The organism is Actinomycetota bacterium (assembly GCA_035697485.1).
GTDB lineage: Bacteria > Actinomycetota > UBA4738 > UBA4738 > HRBIN12 > JAOUEA01.
Window position 1 is genome coordinate 20,925 of sequence record DASSCU010000053.1, and the last position, 22,481, is coordinate 43,405.

At 70.5% G+C, this 22,481-nt stretch carries 19 protein-coding genes and 1 other RNA gene; 7 read left to right on the top strand and 13 right to left on the bottom strand.

The genetic code is table 11. The features are described 5' to 3' along the window. Position 1: 1 nt before the first annotated feature. Genes VFI59_13440 through speB form a run of 4 tightly spaced genes read right to left on the bottom strand, consistent with a single transcriptional unit; the run spans position 2 to position 3,561 of the window. Positions 2 to 838 carry a DNA-formamidopyrimidine glycosylase family protein gene (locus VFI59_13440; GenBank protein HET6714699.1) on the bottom strand — a complete coding sequence of 279 codons (837 nt, stop codon included), beginning with the start codon at positions 836 to 838 and terminating at the stop codon, positions 2 to 4. A gap of 9 nt (positions 839 to 847) precedes the next feature. Further along, positions 848 to 2,242, bottom strand: coding sequence for a pyridoxal-dependent decarboxylase (locus VFI59_13445; GenBank protein HET6714700.1), 1,395 nt, complete (start codon positions 2,240 to 2,242; stop codon positions 848 to 850). A 43-nt stretch (positions 2,243 to 2,285) separates the two neighbouring features. Then, positions 2,286 to 2,498 carry a DUF2277 domain-containing protein gene (locus tag VFI59_13450; GenBank protein ID HET6714701.1) on the bottom strand — a complete coding sequence of 71 codons (213 nt, stop codon included), beginning with the start codon at positions 2,496 to 2,498 and terminating at the stop codon, positions 2,286 to 2,288. A 28-nt stretch (positions 2,499 to 2,526) separates the two neighbouring features. After that, positions 2,527 to 3,561 carry an agmatinase gene (gene speB / locus VFI59_13455; GenBank protein ID HET6714702.1) on the bottom strand — a complete coding sequence of 345 codons (1,035 nt, stop codon included), beginning with the start codon at positions 3,559 to 3,561 and terminating at the stop codon, positions 2,527 to 2,529. Positions 3,562 to 3,649: 88 nt separating this feature from the next. Here speB and VFI59_13460 point away from each other — a divergent pair, with 88 nt between their 5' ends. Both VFI59_13460 and VFI59_13465 read left to right on the top strand, forming a co-directional pair. Beyond that, positions 3,650 to 4,585, top strand: coding sequence for an endonuclease/exonuclease/phosphatase family protein (locus tag VFI59_13460; GenBank protein ID HET6714703.1), 936 nt, complete (start codon positions 3,650 to 3,652; stop codon positions 4,583 to 4,585). A 58-nt stretch (positions 4,586 to 4,643) separates the two neighbouring features. Then, entirely contained in the window at positions 4,644 to 5,138 is a 495-nt protein-coding gene (locus VFI59_13465) for a DUF427 domain-containing protein (protein HET6714704.1), read from the top strand. Between the two features lie 47 nt (positions 5,139 to 5,185). On the opposite strand, the gene VFI59_13470 is transcribed toward VFI59_13465, so the two are convergent. The 6 genes from VFI59_13470 to VFI59_13495 form a co-directional block, all read right to left on the bottom strand. Further along, positions 5,186 to 6,127, bottom strand: coding sequence for an ABC transporter substrate-binding protein (locus VFI59_13470; GenBank protein ID HET6714705.1), 942 nt, complete (start codon positions 6,125 to 6,127; stop codon positions 5,186 to 5,188). A 120-nt stretch (positions 6,128 to 6,247) separates the two neighbouring features. After that, on the bottom strand, positions 6,248 to 6,985 hold the full coding sequence (locus tag VFI59_13475) for an ABC transporter permease (GenBank protein ID HET6714706.1): 738 nt from the start codon (positions 6,983 to 6,985) through the stop codon (positions 6,248 to 6,250). Continuing rightward, positions 6,946 to 7,659 (bottom strand): ABC transporter permease, encoded by a 714-nt coding sequence (locus tag VFI59_13480; protein ID HET6714707.1) that lies wholly within the window; start codon positions 7,657 to 7,659, stop codon positions 6,946 to 6,948. Before VFI59_13480 ends, VFI59_13475 begins: the two co-directional genes overlap by 40 nt. Then, on the bottom strand, positions 7,656 to 8,750 hold the full coding sequence (locus VFI59_13485) for an ABC transporter ATP-binding protein (GenBank protein ID HET6714708.1): 1,095 nt from the start codon (positions 8,748 to 8,750) through the stop codon (positions 7,656 to 7,658). Before VFI59_13485 ends, VFI59_13480 begins: the two co-directional genes overlap by 4 nt. Positions 8,751 to 8,890: 140 nt before the next feature. After that, positions 8,891 to 10,468: an NAD(P)/FAD-dependent oxidoreductase gene (locus VFI59_13490; GenBank protein HET6714709.1), complete on the bottom strand. Its 1,578-nt coding sequence runs from the start codon at positions 10,466 to 10,468 to the stop codon at positions 8,891 to 8,893. Between the two features lie 31 nt (positions 10,469 to 10,499). Next, a complete protein-coding gene (locus tag VFI59_13495) occupies positions 10,500 to 12,101 on the bottom strand; it encodes an NAD(P)/FAD-dependent oxidoreductase (protein ID HET6714710.1) in 1,602 nt (533 codons plus the stop codon). A gap of 211 nt (positions 12,102 to 12,312) precedes the next feature. On the opposite strand from VFI59_13495, the gene VFI59_13500 reads away from it, so the two are divergent. Then, positions 12,313 to 13,509, top strand: coding sequence for an aminomethyltransferase family protein (locus VFI59_13500; GenBank protein HET6714711.1), 1,197 nt, complete (start codon positions 12,313 to 12,315; stop codon positions 13,507 to 13,509). Between the two features lie 79 nt (positions 13,510 to 13,588). After that, positions 13,589 to 15,484, top strand: coding sequence for an alkaline phosphatase family protein (locus tag VFI59_13505; GenBank protein HET6714712.1), 1,896 nt, complete (start codon positions 13,589 to 13,591; stop codon positions 15,482 to 15,484). Between the two features lie 11 nt (positions 15,485 to 15,495). Here VFI59_13505 and VFI59_13510 read toward each other — a convergent pair whose 3' ends face one another. Beyond that, on the bottom strand, positions 15,496 to 16,128 hold the full coding sequence (locus tag VFI59_13510; GenBank protein ID HET6714713.1) for an MBL fold metallo-hydrolase: 633 nt from the start codon (positions 16,126 to 16,128) through the stop codon (positions 15,496 to 15,498). A gap of 26 nt (positions 16,129 to 16,154) precedes the next feature. Then, on the bottom strand, positions 16,155 to 16,793 hold the full coding sequence (locus tag VFI59_13515; GenBank protein ID HET6714714.1) for a flavodoxin family protein: 639 nt from the start codon (positions 16,791 to 16,793) through the stop codon (positions 16,155 to 16,157). Between the two features lie 110 nt (positions 16,794 to 16,903). On the opposite strand from VFI59_13515, the gene VFI59_13520 reads away from it, so the two are divergent. From VFI59_13520 to VFI59_13530, 3 genes are read left to right on the top strand one after another with little or no spacing between them, the layout of a single operon-like run. After that, positions 16,904 to 18,169 carry an aconitase X catalytic domain-containing protein gene (locus VFI59_13520; GenBank protein ID HET6714715.1) on the top strand — a complete coding sequence of 422 codons (1,266 nt, stop codon included), beginning with the start codon at positions 16,904 to 16,906 and terminating at the stop codon, positions 18,167 to 18,169. Continuing rightward, positions 18,162 to 18,587: a DUF126 domain-containing protein gene (locus VFI59_13525; GenBank protein ID HET6714716.1), complete on the top strand. Its 426-nt coding sequence runs from the start codon at positions 18,162 to 18,164 to the stop codon at positions 18,585 to 18,587. The genes VFI59_13520 and VFI59_13525 overlap by 8 nt, the downstream gene beginning before the upstream one ends. Before the next feature lie 49 nt (positions 18,588 to 18,636). After that, positions 18,637 to 22,083 (top strand): AAA family ATPase, encoded by a 3,447-nt coding sequence (locus VFI59_13530; protein ID HET6714717.1) that lies wholly within the window; start codon positions 18,637 to 18,639, stop codon positions 22,081 to 22,083. A 36-nt stretch (positions 22,084 to 22,119) separates the two neighbouring features. On the opposite strand, the gene ssrA is transcribed toward VFI59_13530, so the two are convergent. After that, positions 22,120 to 22,468, bottom strand: a transfer-messenger RNA (tmRNA) gene (ssrA, locus tag VFI59_13535). Positions 22,469 to 22,481 lie beyond the last annotated feature (13 nt).

Consider the following 22,481-nt stretch of genomic DNA (forward strand, 5'->3'; position numbering starts at 1 on the left):
GCTACCGAAGGAGCCGGCTCATGCGGCGGTCGGCCAGCACCTTCCCGCCCGTCTGGCAGTCGGGGCAGTACGTCACCTCGTGCGACTCGTAGCTCACCCGGCGCAGGTCGGCGCCGCACACCGGACACTCCTCCCCTGCCCGGTTGTGCACCGTGAAGTGGTCGCCGATCTTCGTCGGGAGACCGCCTCGTCGCTGTCGCTCGACCCCGAGCGCCTCGTCGAGGATCGCGTGCACAGCCTCGATCAGCCGTTCCCGCTCGTCGGCCTCGAGCTTCGCCAGGCTCGCGTAGGGAGAGAGCTTCGCCCGGTGCAGGATGTCGTCGCTGTAGCCCCTGCCCACCCCGGCCACCGTGCGTTGATCTCGCAGGATCGTGTGCACGCGCCGTGCGTCGTCGCCCGAGAGGAACAGCTCGTCGGCCTCGGGGCTCGCGACCTCGGGCCCGAGCCTCTCGAGCGGACCGTCGTCGCCGTCGGCCAGCACCCACCAGCCGGCTTTGCGCTCCTTGCCGAACTCCTTCACGAGCACGCCGGGCCGGTCGTGCGCACGGATGCGCAGCACCGCGCCCCTGGGCTTCGTCGACTTCGGCGGCGCCTCGACGTCGACGCGCCCGCCCTGCGAGAGGTGCACGAGCACTCGCAGACCGCCCTCGAGCTCGAGCACCAGGTACTTCCCGCGACGGGTCACTCGCTCGACCGTGCGGCCGAGCGCCTCGGCCGGCCGCGGCGCGAAGGTCTTGAGCGACGAGAACTGCAGCATGTCGAGGGCGTCGAGCGGCGCACCCGAGAGCACCTCGTCGAGCCGCTCGGCGAGTGCCTGCACCTCCGGCATCTCGGGCATCGGGCGCCCTTACACCGCGAGCTCCGCGGCCGCCTTCGCCACGATCTCGATGCACTCGTCGATGCGGTCGCGGTGCGTTCGATGCGACACGATGCAGATGCGAAGCACGTACCGGCCGTGGATGCGCGTCGACGAGAGGAACACCCGTTTCGACGCATTGATGCGACGCAGGAACTCGGCCTGGCGGTCGTCGTCGGCGTCACCGCCGAGCCGGAACGCCACCGTGCTCAGCTGCGGGCGCCAGCACACCTCGACGTTCGGGTCGGCCTCGAGCGCCTCGACGACCACATGCGCGAGGTCGAGCTTCTCATCGAGCGCCTCGCGGAACGCCGCGACGCCGTGCAGCCGCAGCGGGAACCACACCCGCAGGCCCCGCCAGTCGCGCGAGAGCTCGGCCGAGTACTCGCTGTAGTTCGGCAGCTCTCCGGTGGGCGGCAGGTCCTGCAGGTAGGCCGCACCCTCGAAATGCGCATCGCGCAGCGCCCGTCCGTCGCGGACGACCAGCCCTCCCGTCCCGTAGGGCAGGAACATGCCCTTGTGGGGGTCGAGCGTGACGGAGTCGCTGCGCTCGATGCCGCGGAACGCGGCACGCCCGCGCTCGGTGAGCTGGAAGAACCCTCCGTAGGCGCCGTCGACGTGCATCCAGAGGACCTCGTCGGCGGCGATGTCGGCGATCGCGTCGAGCGGATCGATCGCGCCGGTGTTCGTCGTGCCCGCGCTCGGAACGACGAGGAACGGCCGGAGTCCGGCCTCGCGGTCCTCACGCACGAGGGCCCGGAGCGCCTCGGGGTCCATCCGCAGCTCCGCGTCGGTCGGCACGACGCGCAGGTTCCGTTTCGAGAAGCCGGCGATCGTCGCGGCCTTCGTCACGCTCGCGTGCGCCTGCTCGCTCACGTAGTACGTGCCGTCGAGGAAGTCCTCCCCGAGCTTCGTGTGACGGGCCGTGACCATCGCCGACAGGTTCGCCATCGAGCCGCCGGTGAGCAGCAGCCCCTGCGACGTCGCCGGGTAGTCGAAGACGCCGCAGAGCCAGCGCGTGACGTTCTCCTCGATCTGGACGACGGCCGGGCTCGGCTGCCACAGCCCCACGTATCGGTTCACGCCCTGCGCCAGGAAGTCGGCCAGCGCCGCGGTGTAGAGCCCGCCCCCCGGGATGTACGCGAGGTAGCCGGGACCGGCGTACTCGAACGTCTTCTCGATCGCGCGCCGCGCCTCGTCGAACAGCGGCGCGAAGTCGCCGCCTCGCTCGGGCGGCGCCGCCCGCAACTCCCGCGCGAGCTCGATCGCGCCCTCGGTGGCTTCGGCGGGCGCGTCGTCGAGACCGTCGATGAAGCCGATCAGGTACTCGAGCGCGGACTCCCCCATCGCGCGCATGTCCTGAGGAGCGGGGTCGAGCGGCAGCATGACGACCATCGTAGCCGCGGGGCGAGATGCGGGACGCTGCGCCTCAGCGCGTCGTGCCCGCGGGGCTGACGTCGTCGAGCAGCACCTTCGACGCCTCGGCGACGGCCTCGACCGCGCGCTCGAACGCTTCCTCGTTCTTCCGCGAGGGCTGGCGGTAGCCGCTCACCTTCCGCACGTATTGGAGCGCGGCGGCGCGGATCTCCTCATCGGTCGCAGGATCCTCGGCGCTGCGCAGGGTCTTGATGCTCCGGCACATGCTCCGAAGCCTACCTAGACCCGCTCGCTCACGTGACCCGCTTCCTCGCGATGGCGCTGATCGCCTCCATCACGGCTCGGTGGGCCAGGATCGCGGTCACCTCGGCGTGGTCGTAGGGCGGCGACACCTCGACGACGTCCATGCCGACGAGGTCGACCTGGCCGACGATCTGCCGGACCGCGCGCAGGATCTCGCGCGCGAGCATGCCGCCGGACTCGGGCGTGCCGGTCGCCGGCGCCATGCCGGGGTCGACCACGTCGATGTCGAGGCTCAGGTAGATGCAGTCCGGCCCGTCGAGCGCCTCGGCGATCGCGTCGGCGATGACGGCCTCGCTCCCACGGTCCTCGATCTCGACCATCGTGTGCCAGCGCAGACCCTGTTCGCGCATCCAGTCGAAGGTCTCCCGCTCGGGCCAATAGCCGCGCAGGCCCACCTGCACGAAGTTCGGGCCGGCGACCCACCCTTCCTCGATCAGCCGCCGCATCGGCTCGCCGTGGCCGTACAGGTTTCCCCACTGATCGGCGCCGGTGTCGGCGTGCGCGTCGAAGTGCACGACGCCGACCTTGCGCGGCCACACCGCCCGTGCGACGGCCGCCGCGCTCGGGTACGTGATCGAGTGGTCCCCGCCGAGCACGATCGGCACCGGGCCGGCGCTCGCGACCCGGAAGACCTTCTCGTGGATCACCCGCAAGGCGCGCTCGAACCGAGTGGGCACGATCGGTGCGTCGCCCGCGTCGACCACCGTGAGGCGCTCGTACGGCTCGACGTCGAGCTGGATCGACCAGGCGTAGTCGCTGCTCCAGGCGGTGGGCGCCATGCGGATCGCGCGCGGTCCGAACCGGGCTCCCGGCCGCGACGACGTGCCCTCGTCGAGCGGCGCGCCGACGATCGCGACGTCGGCGCTCGCCGCACGCAGCGCGTCGTCGTCGGTCGCCCAGGGCAGCTTCTCGAACGACCCCCGCCAGTCCGAGTAGTAGGGCAGGTCGGTCGTCGTGAACTCCGTGAACTCGTCGTCGCCGCGCAGTTCGCTGTGTTCCAGGCGGAAGTCGGGCGCATCGCTCATGTCGCGAAGCTTCCCACACACGATCGACGCGAGCCTCTATCGGCGACCGGGGGCCTGGCTCGCCACCGCGACGGCTAGGCTCCGCGCTGTGGAACCCGCTCCCCGCGGCGGCCGCCTGCGCCGCCAGCTGCCGATCGTGATCGCGATCGCCCTGCCCTGGCTGTGGTTCGTGGTCCGCGATGCGGGCGGCACCGTCGACGCGGTCGCCGTGGGTCTGCCGCTGATCGGAGTGGCGGCGATCGTGACGGGGGCGATCATCGCCGTTGCCACGCGTCGGGCCTGGCCGGTGGTCGCAGGCACCTCGATCTTCGTGGTCTGTGCGGTCGCGGTGTTCTCGCCGCGGCTTCCGACGGCGGTCGCGCGACCCCGGCGTGCGGTCCGCCTGGTCGTGGCCAACGTCTGGGATGCCAACCCGACCCCCGAGGCGGTCCCGTCCTCGATGCTGCAGCGCGAGCCCGACGTGATGGTTGCGGTCGAGATGCCCGACGACGCCTTCTACGCAGCGTCGACCGCGAGCGCCGCCGAGGCGGGTCTCCCCTCCACCGTCGACGAAGGTCAGCTCGGGGTCTGGTCGCGATTCCCGATGCGAGAGCTCGGTGACCTCGAGCTGAGGCCGGCTCGCGTGATGCGGGTCGGCGTCGACGCCCCCGGCATGCCCTTCGTGCTCTACGTGGTACACGCCTCGAACCCACTCGGCGACACGAGCTTCGCCGATCAGCGTCGCTTCACCGACGAGCTCCTCGCTGCGATCGGCGACGAGGAGCGCCCGGTGGTCGTCGCCGGCGACTTCAACATGAGCGATCGGGTCGTGAGCTACCGGATGATGGACGATGCCCTTACCGACGCGATGCGCGCAGGATCCGCGGGGCGAACCACCTACGTCGCAGGCTGGTGGACGGCCACGTTGCTGCGCATCGACCACGTCTTCGTCGTCCCGGCGTGGTGTGCTGCCGACGGGGGCACCTTCGAGACGGCAGGCTCCGATCACCGCGGCGTGGAGGTCGCGGTCGGCCCCTGTGCCTGAACCTCTGCAGCGGGCCGGATCACCGGTCGTTCGCGTCACCCCGTTGCATGCTCGAGGCATGCGACGCGCGCGGATCGAACCCACGGGAGCGCAGGAGTCGGTCTGGGACTACCCGCGGCCACCCGCGCTCGTGCCCGACGCCCGTCGCGTCGTCGTGATGTTCGGCGGCGCCACGATCGCCGACACGACCCGGGCGCTCCGGATCCTCGAGACGAGCCATCCGCCGACCTTCTACCTCCCGCTCGACGACGTCCGCGGCGACCTGCTGCGAGCCGCCGAGGGCGCATCGTTCTGCGAGTGGAAGGGTGCCGCCGCCTATGTCGACGTGGTCGTCGGCGACCGAGTGGCCCAGGAAGCCGGCTGGCACTACCCGGCGCCTGCCCACCGCTACGCCATCCTGCGTGACCACGTGGCCTTCTACGCGGGCCGGGTCGACCGGTGCACGGTTGGCGGGGTCGAGGTGACGCCGCAGCCCGGGGACTTCTACGGCGGGTGGATCACGCCCGACGTCGTCGGCCCGTTCAAGGGGGAGCCGGGCACGCGAAGCTGGTGAGCGCGGAGGGCCGGGGAGAACCCCCGGCCCTCGCGGTCGTCGGAACGCTACAGGATGCCCGCCCCGGTCAGGTACTCCTCGGCGACGTCTGACACGTCGCGCTTGTCGTTCTGGATCTGCCCCACCATCTCGCGCATGTTCTCGTCGGTGAGCGTCGTGGTCACGCTGTCGAGCAGCGCCCCCAGCTCGTCGCTCGCGACCTCCTCGCGCACGACCGGGATGAAGTTCCCGTTCGCCTGCAGGTTCTCGTTGTCGGTCAGCACCACGTAGCCCTTGTCCTGGATCGTGGGATCGAGCGAGAACAGCACACCGACGTCGACCGCTCCACTGTCGACCGCGGCGACCGTCTTGGGCCCGCCGAAGTCGAGCGGCTTGAACTCCGCGAAGGTCACGCCGTACGTCTCCTCGAGGCCCGGCACGCAGAACGCGGCCTTCGGGCAGTCGGCGGGTCCTCCGAGCGACAGATCGCCGGCGACCGGCGCGAGGCTGCTCATGTCGGTGAGGGAGTTCGCCTCGGCCGTCTCGGGCGTCGTCACGAACACGTTCGTGCTGTTGGCGGGTGAGATCGCATAGGTGACGAGGCCCTCGGGCTCGAGCGCGGCGGTCAGCGCGTCCGCGACGGCCTCAGGATCGCCGTTCGTCGGCGCTTTCTCGTCGTACAGCGGCAGGTCGAAGCCGGTGTACTCGGGCTTGAGGTCGATCTCGCCGGCCGCGAGCGCCTCGTTGCCGACCGCTCGGTCGGCGATGTCGAGTTCACGCGTCACGGTCCATCCGTTGGCCTCGAGGACCTGGGCATACATCTCGGCGACGACCTGGTTCTCGGCGAACGCGCCGGACACACCGACGACGATCTCGCCCTTGGGCTCGGCGCTCGCCGTGTCGGTGGCGCCGTCGCCCGCGCCGTCCCCACCCGAGTCCCCGCACGCGGCCGCGAACAGCGACAGCGCCAGGAGGCCCGCCCCGAGGACGAACATGCGGTGCTTCCGCATGGGTACCCCTCCATCCGGTCATGGGGTGTCCATCTCCCCGACGGTGGACATCGAGCACCGTATCAACGGTGCGTGTCTTCCTGCGAAGGGTGCAGGTCAGTGACGGCAAGGAACCGAACGTTACGCGCGAACCTTCCCGGGCTCTGAGCTGAGCTTCGGCGACGTGACCCTCGAGAGCAGCGTGAAGACGGCGTCCGTGATCAGGGAGAGCACCGCGACGAGGATCGCGCCGGCGACGATCCTGTCGTTCTCGCGCAGCGCGAACCCGTCGACGATGTAGCGACCGAGCCCTCCCCCGGCGATCAGGGCCGCGAGCCCCGCCGTCGCCACGATCTGCACGGCCGCGAGCCGCAGGCCGGTCATGATCAACGGCATCGCGAGAGGCACCTCGAGCGTCCAGAGCACCTGTCTCCCGCTCATGCCCATGCCCTTCGCTGCCTCCACCGAGTCGGGGTCGACCTGCTGGATGCCCACGTACGTGTTGATCAAGATCACCGGGATCCCCAGTAGCGTCAGAGCGACGATCGTCGGCAGGAATCCGAACGCGAGCGTCGGGAACTCCTTCACCGCGATCAGGAACATGATCGACAGGACGGCGAGCGACGGGATCGAGCGCCCGACGTTCGCGAACTGCACCGTCCAGAATCGCCCTCGCCTCGTGTGCCCGATCCACAGGCCGACCGGGACGGCGATCAGCGTCGCGAACGCCAGCGCGATCACCGAGAGCTGCACGTGCTCCCAGACCCGAGTCGGGATGCCGTCGATCCCCGACCAGTTCGCCGGGTCGACGAGCCACCGCAGGCCCTCGAGCAGCCCGTTCACGTCGCCACCGCCCTCACGCCGGATGCCTGCGCCCACGGCGTCGCGAGCCGCTGCAGGCCGAGCAGCAGCAGATCGGCGGCGAACGCCAACGCGACGGAGAGCACGACGCCCACGATCAGGGGCGTCCAGAAGAACGTGTTCAGACCGTCGAGGATGAACTGTCCGAACCCGCCGCGACCGATCAACGCCGCGATCGTGATCAGCGCGATCGAACTCACCGTCGCGATGCGCAGGCCCGCGATGATCACCGGCATCGCGAGCGGCACCTCCACCCGCCACAGCAGCTGCCGCTTCGACAGCCCCATGCCGACGGCGGCTTCCTTGACCTCCGCCTCCACGGAATCCAGCCCCGCGAGCGTGTTCCGGAAGAGGATCAGCAGGCTGTATGCGATCAGCGGGATCACCACCGTCGTGAGCGAAAGACCGGTGATCGGCAGGAGCAGGAAGATGAACGCGAACGCCGGGATCGTGTACAGGACCCCGGAGATCGATGTGATCGGCGAGACCGCCCACCGGTGTCGCGACGCGTAGACGGCTGCCGGGAACGCGATCAAGAACCCGATCACCACCGTCACCACGGTGAGGTACACGTGCTGCAATCCGCGGCTAACGATCTCGTCGACATGGTCGGAGATCCAGATCCAGCGGATCAGCGGCTCGGTGTCCTGCTGGGCGAGGGACCCCCACATGGCGGCGGCGAAGTCGTTCACGCGACGATCTCCTTCGAGATGCGCTCGAGCGTCAGGATCCCCCGGTAGTGCTGGCCCTCGGTGACGACGACGGCGACGGCGGTCCGGGAGGTGACGATCGAGTCAAGGGCCTGGCGCAAGGAATCGCGGGCCGTCACGTACGCGCTGAACCGCTTCGGCGTCGCCTCACCCACCGTGGCGCGTCCCTCCAGGGCGTGGTGGTCGACCCAACCGAGCAGCTCGCCGTCGTCGACCACGCTGACCCATCCGAAGCCGGCCGCATCGATGGCCCGCCGGGCCTCGTCGGCGCTCGCGCCGGGAGGAAGGACCGGGCCGGCCTCCACCTCGATGTCGCCGACCTTGATGAGAGCGAGTCGCTTCAGGCCCCGCTCGGCCCCCACGAACTCGCGCACGAAGTCGTTCGCGGGCTCCCGCAGGACGGTCTCGGGCGGCGCGAACTGCTCGAGCACCCCGCCGATGTTCAGGATCGCCATGCGGTCGCTGAGCTTGATCGCCTCGTCGACGTCGTGGGTCACGAAGACGATCGTCTTCCGCAGGCGCGCCTGGATGTCGAGGAATTGGTCCTGCAGCCTCCCCCGCACGATCGGATCGACGGCGGCGAACGGCTCGTCCATCAGCATCACGGGCGGATCGGCGGCGAGCGCGCGGGCCACGCCCACCCGCTGACGCTGGCCACCTGAGAGCTCGGCCGGATATCGATCGAGCAACTCGCGGTCGAGGCCGAAGATCTCGAGCAGCTCGTCGATGCGGGCGTCGGTGCGAGCGCCGTCCCAGCCGACGAGATGCGGCACCGTCGCGATGTTCTGGCGGATCGTGCGATGTGGCAGCAATCCGGTGTGCTGGATCACGTAGCCGATGCCCCGGCGAAGCAGCACCGGGTCCTGTTCGAGCACGTTCGTGCCGTCCAGCACGATCTTCCCGCCGGTCGGCTCGATCAGCCGGTTGATCATCTTGAGCGTCGTGGTCTTGCCGCAACCGGACGGCCCGACGAGCGCGACGGTCTCGCCCTCGTCGATCTCGAGGGTGAGGTCGCCGACGGCCGGGACGGTCGTTCCGGGGTAACGCTTCTCGACGTGCTCGAGCGAGATCATCGTTCGATCGACCCTAGTGGCGCCGCTCGGCACCGTCCAACGAGCGGACGATCGGCACGCACGTCACGCCGGCGAATCCGTAGGTGAAAGGACGGTCGGTCGCACGCGCTACCCGCGGCGGCGCTCGCGACGGCGAGCCCCTACTTCGTGTCCGCGAGGATCTGGCGGGCGGCGTTCGCCCCGGGGCCGCCGGTGATGCCGCCCCCGGGATGCGCGCCCGATCCGGCGAGGTACAGCCCGTCGATCTGCAGGCGATAGCGCGCTTCCCCGTTCAACGGACGCCAGGCGAAGTACTGGTCGAGTCCGGGCTCCGCGTGGTACACGTGGCCGCCGGTGAGCCCGTAGTCGGTCTCCATGTCCTCGGGCGTGATCACCTCTCGCGCCTCGACGAGCTCGCCGAGGCCGGGGGCGAAGCGTTCCATCGACTTCACGGCGATGTCGGCGACGCCGTCGCGTTCGGAGGCCCAGTCCCTGTCGCGGAGCTTCCGCGGCGCCGCCTGGAACAGCACCGACATCACGTGCTTGCCCTCGGGGGCGAGCGACGGGTCGACGAGGGTGGGGATGGTCGCCTCGAGCATCGGGTCCTCGGCGACGTGCCCGTACTTGTTCGCGTCCATCGCCTGCTCGACGTGATCGATCGACAGGCCCACGACGATGCGGCCCTTCAGCCGCTCGACGTCGTCGCCGCCGTTGAACGACGGCAGGTCCGACAGCACGAGGTTGACCTTGGCGGTCGAGCCGGGCTGGCGGATGTTCTCGGCGCGCCAGACCTCGTAGGGGTTCAGCGCCACCGGATCGCACAGGCGCAGGGTGCGCTTCGGGTCGGCGGCCGACACGACGAGCGTCGCATCGAGTTCCGAGCCGTCGGCGAGCGTGACCCCGCGGACGCGGCCGTCCTTCGAGCGGATCGCGACGACTTCGGCGCCCGTGCGCACGTCGACCCCCTGCGCCTTCGCGGCAGCCTCGAGCGCGCTCGCGAGGGCGCCGGTGCCGCCGCGCGCGAACACCGTCGTGCCGGCCGCGCCCCCGTCGGTGCCGGCAGAGTCGTTCAAGAACACGGCCGCGGTGCCGGTCGCCCACGGGCCCATCGCCGTGTAGAGCACGCCACGGGTCGTGAGCGGTCCGCGCACGGCCTCGTCCTCGAAGACCTCCTGCACGAGGTCGGCGACGGCCATCGGCAACGCCCGGATCGCCTCGCGCCCGGCCTTGCCACCCAGGTCGCGGAAGGCCTTCCCGAGCTTCAGCCCCATCATCGCGTCGGCGATCGACGGCGACTTCGCGTCGGGCGGGGTGGCGACGTTGACGTAGGCGAGGAAGCTCGCGATCGCACGCACCTTGGCGTCGAACCCTCCGAACGCATCGGCGTCGTGGGTGTTGCGGTCACGCAGCTCGCTCGCGGTACGTGCCGGGTCGCCCCAGAACGTGACGGCCGAGCCGTCGGGTTGGGGGGCGAACAACCGCACCGCGGGCGTGATCGCCTCGAACCCGAACGACGACAGCTGCAGGTCCTTCACGACCGACGCGCGCAGGCGGCCCACCGTGTGGGCGAGACCGGGCGCGGTGACGCCCTCGGCGGGCGAGGTGGTCCGCAGGACGCCTCCGACCTCGGGCGCCGCCTCGAGCAGCGTAACCGTCCTGCCCGCCTTCGCCAGGTAGGCGGCGGCGACCAAGCCGTTGTGGCCTCCCCCGATCACGACGACGTCGGTGCGGGCCATCATCCTGCGCTCCCCCTTCGGTGCGTGAGCGCCACTACGCCGCCCTCCTTCCGCGCTTGCGCTGCTTCAGGTACTCGCGCGCCGCGATCATGCCCGGCGCACCCATGATGCCCCCGCCCGGGTGCGTCGCAGACCCACACATCCACAGGTCCTTCACGGGCGTCTCGTACCGCGCCCAGCCGGGCACGGGCCGGTTGAAGAACAGCTGCTCGAGCGAGAGTTCGCCGGCGAAGATGTTTCCCTCGGAGAGCCCCGTGATGTCCTCGATGTCCTTGGGCGTCACGAACTGGGAGCCCTCGATCAGCGACCGGATGTTCGGGAACCGCTCCTCGAGCGTGTCGATCACGTTCTGGCCGAACGCTTCGCGCTTCTCGTCGTCCCACCGCTCGCCGTTCTCGAGGTGGTAGGGCGCGTACTGCACGAAGCAGCTCATCACGTGTTTGCCGGGGGGCGCCATCGTCGGGTCGACGAGCGTCGGCATGATGCAGTCGATGTAGGGGCGCTTCGACGGACGGCCGTACTTCGCGTCGTCGTAGGCGCGCTCCATGTAGTCGAGCGAGGGCGAGAACGAGATCGCGCCGCGCAGCCACGGGCCGACGCCCGGCTTGCAGGCGAGCTCTGGCAGCCCGCTCAGCGCGAGGTTCACCTTCCCGCTGGAGCCGCGGTACTTGTAACGCATCACCTCGTCGCGGAACGACGGCTCGAGGTCGTGCTCGTCGAGCAGGTTGATGAACGTCTGCCGGGAGTCGAGTGAGCTCATCACGACGTCGGCCTCGATCTCCTCGCCAGACTCGAGCACGACGCCGGTGGTGCGCTCGCCCGCGGTCTTGATGTGCGAGACGCCCGCCTCGGTGCGGATCTCCACGCCGAGCGAGAGCGCGCTGTTCGCGATCGCGTAAGCCACCGACCCGGTGCCGCCTCGCGGCACACCCCACGCACGGAACGCGCCGTCGATCTCGCCCATGTAGTGGTGCAGCAGCACGTAGGCCGTGCCGGGTGACCGAGGCCCCTGGAACGTGCCGATGATGCCCGAGGCGCTCATCGTGGCCTTCAGCGGCTCGGTCTCGAACCACTGGTCGAGGAAGTCGGCCGCGCTCATCGTCATCAGCTGGATGAACGTGGACTGCATCTTCTTCGGGAGGTCCTTGAACGCCTTCGCGAGCGGACCGAGCGGCAGCCAGTGGCCCGGTGTGATCTTCCCGGGGTCGGGCGGCGCGATCGACAGGATCGGCTTGATGAACCGGCCCATCTCGGCCATCAGCTGGCCGTACTCCTCGTAGACCTCGGCATCGTTCAGGCTCCAGCGCCGCAGCTCGCGCACGTTCTTGCCATGGTCGTTCACGCGCCAGAGGTAGTCGTCCTCGAGCGGCGTGATCGTGCCGTCGAGCGGCAGGATCTCGAGCCCGTGCTTGGGAAGCTGCAGGTCGCGAATGATCTCGGGCCGCAGCAGCGACACGACGTAGCTGAAGACCGAGAACTTGAACCCGGGCACGATCTCCTCGGTGAGGGTGGCCCCGCCCAGGATGTGCCGGCGTTCGAGCACGAGCACGTTCAGCCCGCCCTTCGCGAGGTAGGCGGCGTTGACGAGGCCGTTGTGCCCGCCTCCGATCACGACCGCGTCGTACCGCTTCGCCATGGGGTGCCTCCTGGGTGACTCGAAGTCAACGGGGCGTCCCCGAACACGGCCCGGGTCGCCGGTCGCCAATGCTAGTCGGGGGTCAGAACGCACACCAACGGCCCTTTGACCTCAGGTCAGTCCGGTCCGTGCCGGGGCTCGGCGACGGTCGGCTACCCTACCCGCTGTCGAGCGTCTCCCGTGCGCCCGAGAACACCGAGGAGGTCCACCCGTGAGCGTGCCCACCGCGTTCTTCCCGCGCCAGGAGGCGCTGAACTCGAAGATGGCCTGGGGCGAGTGGTCCGGGTACTTCTCGGTGCCCGTCTACGCCGACTTCCACGACATCGAGTACAGCGCGATCCGCGAGGCGGCGGCGGTAATCGACATCAGCCCGCTCTACAAGTACGAGATCTCCGGCTCCGACGCGCAGCGCCTGCTCGACCGGGTGATGACCCGCGACATGACGAAGCTGCGGGTCGACCGCGTCGTCTACTCCCCGTGGTGCGACGAGGAGGGAAAGGTGCTCGACGACGGCACGATCACCCGCCTCGACGACACCACGTACCGCATCACCGCCGCCGACCCTTGCTACCGCTGGTTCATGCTGAACGCGACCGGGCTCGACGTCGAGATCGGCGACATCAGCGACCGCACCGCCGCCCTCGCCCTGCAGGGACGGCTGAGCCGCGAGGTGCTGCAGGACGCGACCGGGGCCGACTGGACCGATCTGAAGTACTTCGGCCGCCGCACGACCGAGATCGCCGGCGTCGCGGTCGACGTCACCCGCACCGGCTACACCGGCGACCGCGGATACGAGCTCTGGATCGCTGCCGACCAGGCGCTGCCCGTCTGGGACCGCATCTTCGAGGTGGGCGAGCGCTCCGGCATCTTCCCCGTCGGCATCAACGCGATGGACGTCGCGCGCGTGGAAGCCGGCCTGATCCTGATCGAGGCTGAGTACACCAGCGCACGCCACGCCGTCGCCCTCGAGCAGCAGTACTCGCCCTACGAGCTCGGCTTCGAGCCGCTCGTCGACCTCGGCAAGGCCACCGACTTCACCGGTCGCCGGGCCCTGCGTGCCGAGCACGCGGCCGGTGGTCCCGCCCGGCGGCTCGTCGGCGTCGAGCTCGACTGGCTCGGCATCGAGGCCATGTACGCGAAGCACGGCCTCGCCCCCGCGATCAGCCCCTTCGTGCACCGCGACCCGGTGCCGGTCTACAACAAGGAGGGGAAGCAGGTCGGTCGCGCCACCTCGGTCACGTGGGGCACGACGATCAAGAAGATGGTGGGGTTCGGCTCGGTCGACAAGGGCCACGCGAAGCCCGGCACACGCCTCAGCGTCGAGTGGAGCGTCGAGGGCGAGCGCGGCAAGGTCGCCGCGACCGTCGTGCCGCTGCCCTTCCTCGAGCTGGATCGCAAGCGCACCTAGCCGCACCTTCCGTCGCAACGGGAACGCCATACGCGCCTCCTGCGCCGCCCGTCACGCCTCTGGGAACATGGAGTCGCCGATGGAACGACGCTCTGACACCCGTGCCCTGATCGTGTTCGCGGCCCTCGCCGGCCTCGTCGGGCTCGTCGTCGGCATCGCCGGATCGTGGGTGCTCGGCGTCATCGTCGGCCTGATCACGCTGGGGATGGGGCTCGCGATCACCGTCTTGGGCCACGGCCGTGGGGGCGGAGCCGAGGCCGACCCCGGCAGGCGCCACCTGCTCGTCGCCGCCGGCCTGGGCGGGCTCGCCTGGGCGGTCGCCGGTCCCTCGATCGGCTGGGCGGCGCGCAAGCTCGGGCGCCCCGACCCGCGTCCGATCCAGGAGGCGATGGCGACCGACCTCGGCTCGGAGTACTTGGAGCTCGTGCGGCGCACGTTCATCCCGCGACGCTCCGGTGACCTTCAGTTGCTGCTCGCTCCTTACAACAGCTCCAACTACCCGCAGGAGTCGCTCTCGCTCGTGCCGCAGGATCCGCGCACGAGCCACGCCAGCGTGTGGATGTACCTCGAACGCATCCCGCTGCTCATGCACGCACCCGGCCTCGTGGCCGCGAGCGACTCCGACGCACGGGTCACGCTCGCCGACCTCGCCCCGACGACCGCGCAGCTGATCGGGTTCGACGGCTGGCCCGACGACCGCGACGGCTCGCCGCTGCCGCTGAGCGCCACGGGATCGACGAGGCCCCCGCGGGTCGTCGTGACGTTCGTGATCGACGGAGGCGGCTGGAACGTGCTGAAGGCCTTCCCGGACGATTGGCCGAACCTGCGAGCGCTGATGGACGAGAGCGCGAACTTCCGCAACGCGATCGTGGGTTCGTTCCCCGCGGTGACCGCGTGCGCCCACGGCACGATCGGCACGGGCGCCTTCCCGAACCGTCACGGTGTGACCGGGCACAATATCCGCGACGAGCAGGGCGTCGTTCGCAAGGCCTACGACACCCCGGGGAAGGCGCGGCCCGGCGACATCTGGATCCCTACCCTGTCCGACCTCTGGCACGAGGAAACGAACGCGTGGGTCGGGCAGATCGGGTATCAGGTCTGGCACCTCGGCATGATGGGGTACGGCGGACGCGACCGTCCCGCTGACGACCTGCCGGTCGGCGTCTTCTGGGACGAGGACGGCACGGCGACCTGGCAACCCCACAACCCCGAGCTGTTCCGGCTCCCTGCGTCGATGCCGACCCCCGACGACTACCAGCGCTATCTCGACGAGTTCGACGACCCGGGCTGGGACTCCGACTTCACGCCCGTCGGGCGACAGTCGCCGTGCTGCCGCCCGCCGATCGTGCGGTATCAGGGCGACGTGATCGAAGCGGCCTTCGATTCCGAGCCGATCGGGGACGGCGCGACCGGCCTGCTCTCCACGACCTACAAGTCGCCGGACTACACGGGCCACGTCTACGGCATGGGCTCGAAATGGACCGGTCTGCAGCTGCGCGCGGTCGACGAAGAATTGGGGCGGCTGAGGATGATGCTCGACGAACGCTTCCCCGACGAGTACGCGTTGATCGTGACCGCCGACCACGGACAGTGCCCGCTGCCGGACTCGGTGGGCGGCGTGCGGCTCGACCCGATCCAGCTCGAGCGCTTCGTCGAGTCACGGTTCTCGGGCGTGACCGGCGTGGTCGAGAGCGTCGTACCCTCGGAGGTCTTCCTGAACGTCGACCGGCTCCGCGACAATGGCGGCGCCACGATCGAGGACGTCGCTGCCTCGCTCGCCGACTACCGATACCGGCAGAACATCGGCGCCTACGTGCCGCGCAGCGCCGTCGAGCAGGACCTGCTCGACCAGAAGGAGTTCGCGGCCGTCTTCGGCACGACGTTCCTCGAGTCGCTCGCCGATCGCGACCTCGCGAGGTACGGCGACACCGTCTACGCGGACGGCGACCCGGACGGTTTGCCCGGCCTCATCTAGTCTACGCTGGACTACCAGCCGCGTGCGATCCATTCGGGCAGGTGCGGGGCCTCCGCGCCCACCGTCGTGGGATCGCCGTGTCCCGGGTGCACGGCGGTCTCGGGCGGCATGATGAGGATGCGCTCGCGGATCGACGCGATGATCACCTCGAAATCGCCGAGCTCGTCACCCGTGGAACCCGGGCCGCCCGGGAACAACGTGTCGCCGTCGAACAGATCGTGGCTCGCGGTGTGGTGGAAGCTGACGCTCCCAGGGGTGTGTCCCGGGGTGTGGAGTACCCGGAGCTCGACGCCGTCGGCCACGAGCAGGTCTCCCTCCGAGAGGTCACGGTCGGGTGCGCGATCCGGCCAGGTGCGCTTCCAGACGGGCGCGTCGGCGGGATGCAGCAGGATCGGGGCATCGACGGCGTCACGGAGATCGAACGCGGCGTCGACGTGGTCCCAGTGCCCATGCGTGCAGGCGATCGCCGTCACACGCCGCCCGGCGACCGCGTCAACGATCGGACCGGCGTCGTGCGAGGCGTCCACCACGACGACCTCGTTGGCGCCACCCACGACCCAGACGTTGTTCTGGACCTCGGTCGGACCCTGCCCCGGGTCGTCACGGGTGACGATCGTGCTGACGACATCGATCCGGAGGGTCACGTTGCCATCGTACCCGCGCCGGTCGGCTACCCGTTGTGCATCGGACCGTGATCGGTCTCCTCGTCGAACGTGTTCCCCTCGGCCGGGATCGGCGTGCCTCTCAGGATGCGCGCGAGGTGCACGGTGTTGTGCGCCATCCACCGCGTCGTGCGCTGCGTGTACGCGTGGTGCTCCCCGCCCGCCTCGATATAGCTCGGACCGGGCCCGGCGTCACCGACCCAATAGGTGTCGGCGTTCGGCGGGATCGCGCAGCCCAGGTGCGACAGGTTGAACAGGGTCGTCTCGGCGGCAGCGTGGGCGCCGTCCTCGTTCCCGGTGACCACGACACAACCGACCTTGTTGTAGAGCGGGTACTGTCCGGCCTCGTTGCGCTCGTTGTAGGTGCCGTCGAGTCGCTCGATCACCAACTGGGCCACCGATCCACGCACCCCGAACCAGATCGGCGTGCCGATACAGATGATGTCGGCGGCCTTCACCTTCTCGAGGATGCGCGGCCACTCATCGCCGTTCCCCTCGTCGGAGCTGACCCCGAAGCGGACGTCGTAGTCGGTGACGCGGACGATCTCGGTCTGCACGTCCATCGTGTCCCACCACTCCTTCACCTTCAGCATCAGCGCCTCGGTGTTGGAGACCTCGGGGGCGTACTTCAGCGTGCAGTTCAGCATCACAGCTCGCAGGTCGGTCACGGCCCCTCCCTCGCTCGGTCCGATACGGCGCCGTCGCACCCGGGAGCCTCAGCGTTACACACGGGCCGTTCGCGTGACAGGATGCGCGCGTGCCCGGCTCGCTCTCCCTCTCCGACGACGATCTCGCGGCGCTCGACGGTGAGCGCGGTGCCGCTGCGCAGCTCGCGATGCGCATCCTCGCCCGCACGGCCGAGGCGATGGACGCCCCGCACCTGCTCGAGGTGTCCTCGGCGCACATCGACGGCTGCTTGTACCACGGCCGTGCTGGGCTGGACTTCGCCAGGCGCCTCGCCGACGGCGGTGCCCGCGTCGCGATCCCCACGACCCTCAACGTCTCCTCGCTCGACCTGCTCCACCCCGAGCTCGTGCACCTCGACCGCGAGACGGTGGCGGACGCCCGGGCCTTGATGGACGCATACCTGGCGATGGGGTGCCGTCCCACCTGGACGTGCGCCCCCTACCAGCTGGCAGTGCGGCCGGCCCTCGGCGAGCACGTCGCCTGGGCCGAGTCGAACGCGATCGTCTTCGCCAACTCCGTGCTCGGAGCCCGCACCGGCCGCTACGGCGACTTCATCGACATCTGCTGCGCGATCACCGGGCGAGCACCCGCGGCCGGCCTGCATCTGGACGGGGAACGACTCGCGAGGACGGTGTTCCGCCTCGGAACGCTCCCCGCACCGTTGCTCGCCGACGAGGCGGCGTTCGCGGCGATCGGCCACCTGGTGGGTCGTCGCACGGGGAACGCGGTGCCGGCGATCGTGGGATTGCCGCTGTCGACCACGGAAGACCACTTGAAGGCCTTCGGCGCAGCGGCGGCGTCGTCGGGCGCCGTCGCGATGTTCCACGCGACCGGTGTGACGCCCGAGGCGCCGACGCTGGAGGCGGCGACCGGGGGCGCGGAGCCGGTGCTCGATCTCGAGATCGGACCCGCCGACGTGCGGGCGGCGCGCGACGAGCTGTCGACCGTGGAGGTCGGCGCCGCCGTCGGGAGCGTGAGCCTGGGAACGCCGCACTGCTCGGTGGCCGAACTCCGGCGCCTCGCCGGACTCGTCGAAGGGCGCAGGCTCGCGGTGCCGTGCTACGTGAACACCGGCCGCGACGTGCTGGCTGCTGTTCCGGCGGTCGCCGACGCCCTGTCGGCGGCCGGCGTCACGATCGTGACCGACACGTGCACCTACATCACGCCGATCATCGAGCGGGCCGCCACACCGGTCGTCACGAACTCCGGCAAGTGGGCGTGGTACGCACCAGGCAACCTCGGCTTCGACGTCGCCATCGCCACACTCGATGAGTGTGTCGACTCGGCGGAAGCGGGCCACCTCGTCCGCGACCGGAAGGTGTGGGGCGATGAGTGAGTCGTCGACGACCGGCGCCCGGACGCTCGTGCCCGGTATGGCCACGGGCGAGGTGCTTGTCCTCGACGAACCGCTCAGCTTCTGGGGGGGCCTCGACCCGGAGTCGGGGGCGCTGATCGACGCCCACCATCCCCAGGTCGGCGCGTCGCTCGCCGGGAGGGTGCTCGTGATGCCCTCGGGCAGGGGATCGAGCTCGAGCTCGTACGTGCTGGCCGAGGCGATCCGCGCCGGCACCGCGCCCGTCGCTGTGGTGCTCGGCGAGGCCGATGCGATCGTGGCCCTCGGCGCGATCGTCGCCGCGGAGCTGTACGGCATCGCGGTCCCCGTCGTGGTCTCGGCCGATCCGGCCCTCGTGACGGGCTCGACGGTGACGGTGAACGCGGAGGCCGGAGGCCGCGTCGACATCTCGCCCAGCTGAGCTCGCCACGCCCATCCGGCGATCGAGACGCCGCGGCTACACTCGCCGCGTGGCGATCCCCTGTCCGAGCTGCCGAGCGTCGAACGACGACGACGCACGCTTCTGCGCCAGCTGCGGCACTCCGCTCGGCCTGCGTTGCACGGCGTGCGGGGCGGAGGTGCCAACGCAGGCCCGCTTCTGCCCGACCTGTGGCTCGCCGCTCGGTGGCCCCACCGCGGCCGGCCAGCCCCTCGAGGAGCGCCGGCTCGTGACGATCGTCTTCGCCGACCTCGCCGGCTTCACCGAGCACAGCGATCAGGCTGACCCGGAGGACGTGCGGCGCATCCTGGTGCCGTTCCACGCGGTCGCGAAGGAGGAGATCGAGCGGTTCGGCGGCACGCTCGACAAGTTCATCGGCGACGCCGCGATGGGCGTGTTCGGCGCCCCGATGGCCCACGAGGACGATCCCGAGCGAGCGGTCCGGGCCGCCCTCGCGATCCGCGACCGCGTGCGTGAGGGCAACCTGCCCGTGCGCATCGCGGTGCACACGGGCGAGGCGCTGGTCACGTTCGGGCAAGGCCCCACCGTCGGGGAACGCGTGGCCGGCGACGTCGTCAACACCGCCTCGAGGCTGCAGTCGTTCGCGCCACAGGGCTCGGTGATCGTCGGGGAACCGACGGAGCGGGCGACCCGTCACGTGGTCGGCTACGAGCCGTTGCCGGCGACCCGGGTGAAGGGCAAGGCCGAGCCACTCACGGCGTTCGTGGCGACCGCCGTGCGCGCCGACACGCCCGAGCGGGAGGAGGACGACCCTCCCCCGTTCGTCGGCCGCGTCCGCGAGCGGGAGCTGCTGCACGACCTGCTCGAGCGCACGGTCGGCGACCGGACCCCACGGCTCGTCACGGTCGTGGGCGAGCCGGGCATCGGCAAGACGCGCCTGGTGCTCGACCTGAACGATCACTTGCGGGCCCACGACGGCGTCAGCTGGCATCGTGGCCGGTGCCGGCCGTTCGGGGAGTCGATCACCTACGCCGCGCTCGATGAGGTGGTGCGCTCGATCGCCGGTATCCAGCCGAGCGCCGCGGGCGGGGCGCTGAGGGCCGGTCTCGACGCCGAGCTCGCCGGTCTCGATCTGAACGCCGAGGATCGGGACTGGCTCGCCGCTCGCCTCCGCCCGCTCGTCGGCTTGCCGAGCGAAGACGACACACCGGCCGACGTCGATGAGACGTTCACCGCGTGGGCGCGCTACCTGGAGACGGCGTCGGAACGCGCGCCCCTCACGATCGTCGTCGAAGACCTGCACTGGGCCGACGACGCCTTGCTCGAGTTCCTCGAGCGGCTCATGGAACGCGCTCCCGACGTTCCGTTGTTCCTGGTGTGTACGGCCAGGCCAGAGCTGTTCGCGCGTCGTCCGGGCTGGGCCGCGGGCGTCGCGAACGCGACGACGATCTCCCTCTCGCCGCTCACCGACCCCGAGATGTCCGAGCTGCTCAGCTCGCTGCTGCTGCGATCGGTGATGTCGACCGATGAGAGCGGCGCGCTCCTGCGTCGCGCGGGGGGCAACCCCCTCTACGCCCGGGAGTTCGTGCACATGCTGGAGGACCGCGGGGAGGAAGGTCGGTCGATCGGCGCCGATCCTGCGGGCCCGGGGGGCGTGGGGGTGCCGGACACGGTGCAAGCGTTGATCGCGGCACGCCTCGACGCGCTCGAGGCCCCCGAGCGTGTGCTGCTCCAGGCCGCCTCGGTGATCGGCGACCGCTTCTGGCGGGGGGCGCTCGTCGCGCTCGAGCCCGACCCCTCGGATCTGGACGCGTCGGTGCACGTCCTCCAACGGCGGGGTCTGATCAGGCGCTCCTCGACGAGCGCGATCGAAGGGGAAGCCGAGTTCTCGTTCGCGCACGCGTTGATCCGCGACGTGGCGTACGGCCGCCTCCCCAGGGCAGCCCGGTCGCGGCTGCATCGGGCCGTGACGACGTGGCTCGCCACCGTGCAGGACGCGGGGCTGACCTCGAGATCGGACCTGCTCGCGTCGCATGCCACCCGAGCCCTCGAACTGGCTCGGGCCGCAGGCCTCGACGATGAGCTGCCCGAGCTCGAGGCAACCGCCCTGCGCTACCTCGTGCTCGCCGGCGATCGGCAGCAGTCGCTCGACGCGGCCCGTGCCGCCGGGTACTACCGGCAGGCGCTCGCGTTGGCGCCCCCCGGCACCGAGCGCGCCGACATCCGCCGCACGGCGACGAGCCTCGGATGGCGCTCCGGTGGCATGACGAGCGAAGCCGCGCTCGAGGAGTACCGGGCGGCCCAGCGGGAGGCGATGGAGGCGGGCGATCCCCGTCTCGCCGCCCGCGTGCTTCGGAGGATCTACTTCCAGCTCGGCCTGCGTGGCGAGACCGGGGCCGCGCACCGCGCCCTCGAGGAGGGCATCGCCCTCGTCGAGGACGACCCCGACGGCCGGGAGGTGCTGTCGGAGCTCTACGCCTGCCGAGCGGAGGCCGAGATGTTCGCCGGTCGATCCCGAGAGTCCCTGCGCTGGGCCGAGCGCGCCCTCGAGCTCCCGCGAAGTGAGTCGGTGACCCTGATGGCGCTGCATCTGCGTGGGAACGCTCGGTGCGAGGCCGGTGACCTCGGGGGGGTCGAAGACCTCCGGAAGGCGCTCGAGGTCGCCGAGGCGTCCGGCGTGGCGATCGACATCGTCACGTCGCACTCCTATCTGCTCGAATGGGTCGGCCTCGAGGACGGACCCGCGACCGGCCTGCCGATGAACCGCGCCACGGTCGATCTCTGCCGGCGCCGAGGCATCGAGGGGCAGGGCATGTGGACGCGCGCCGAGGGGTTCTGGCTGCGGTTCGACGCGGGGCTCTGGGACGACCTGCTCGATGAGACGAGCGACCTCGCCGAATGGGCGGCTGCACACGGGGACACGCAGCTCGCCACCGTGACCGACCTCTACAAGGCGCGGGTGCTCGCTCACCGCGGCGATGCGGAGGCCGCGGTGGAGCTCGCCGAGACCTTCACGCCGGTCGCCCGCCAGATCGAGGACCTGCAGGTGCTGGCGCCCGCACTGGTCGTGGCCGTCGACGCGCACGCCGCGGCGGGCGACGTCGTGCGGTCGGTGGCCTTCGCCGAGGAGTTCGACGTGGCGACGAGCCGGGGGCCGACGGAGTACCGGGAGCTGTACCTCCCCGAGGTCGTCCGCGCATTGTTGACGGCGAGCAGGCTCGACCTGGCGACGAGCATCGTGGGCGACCGACCCGTGCACGTGCGACGCACGCGACTCGCCGTGGCATCGTCGCACGCCCTGCTCACCGAGGCTCGCGGGGACGCGAAGACGGCCGCCGTGAGCTTCGGCTCGCTCGCCCCGGACTGGGAGGCCTGGGGCGGTCGATTCGAGCAGGCGCACGCCCTCGCCGGACTCGCCCGCTCGCTCGATGCGACCGGCCGGGCCGAGGAAGCGGCCACCGCCGCGACGAAGGCCGACGTGATCTTCGACCACCTCGGGGTCCCTCGGCGAGCGTGAGACGAGTCGCGGACGAGATGGATCGTCGCGCGTCGATGGTGGAGGTGAGGGGATTCGAACCCCTGTCTCTCGGCGACCACTCGGGTCTTCTCCGGGCGCAGCCAGGCGGTGAGATCTCGCCTCTGGGCTCCCACCGGCAGAGTTCCCATCGGCCAGCCTCGGTGCGATGTCCCCCGCCGGCCCCGAGGCCGAACCGGCGGAGTGAGTCTGCTCACGACGCCCATCCCCCGGTCGCAGACGTCCCGGGGGGGACGGCTACCGCTTAGGCAGCGAGCGCGTACTCTTCGTTGGCGCTTGTGTGTTGTCCGGCGTTTAACGTGACATCCGGGATCACGGCCCGCTTCTCCCGAGCGATGAACGCCCAGATCGAAGCCAGTACACCCCCATATGCAGTTGTC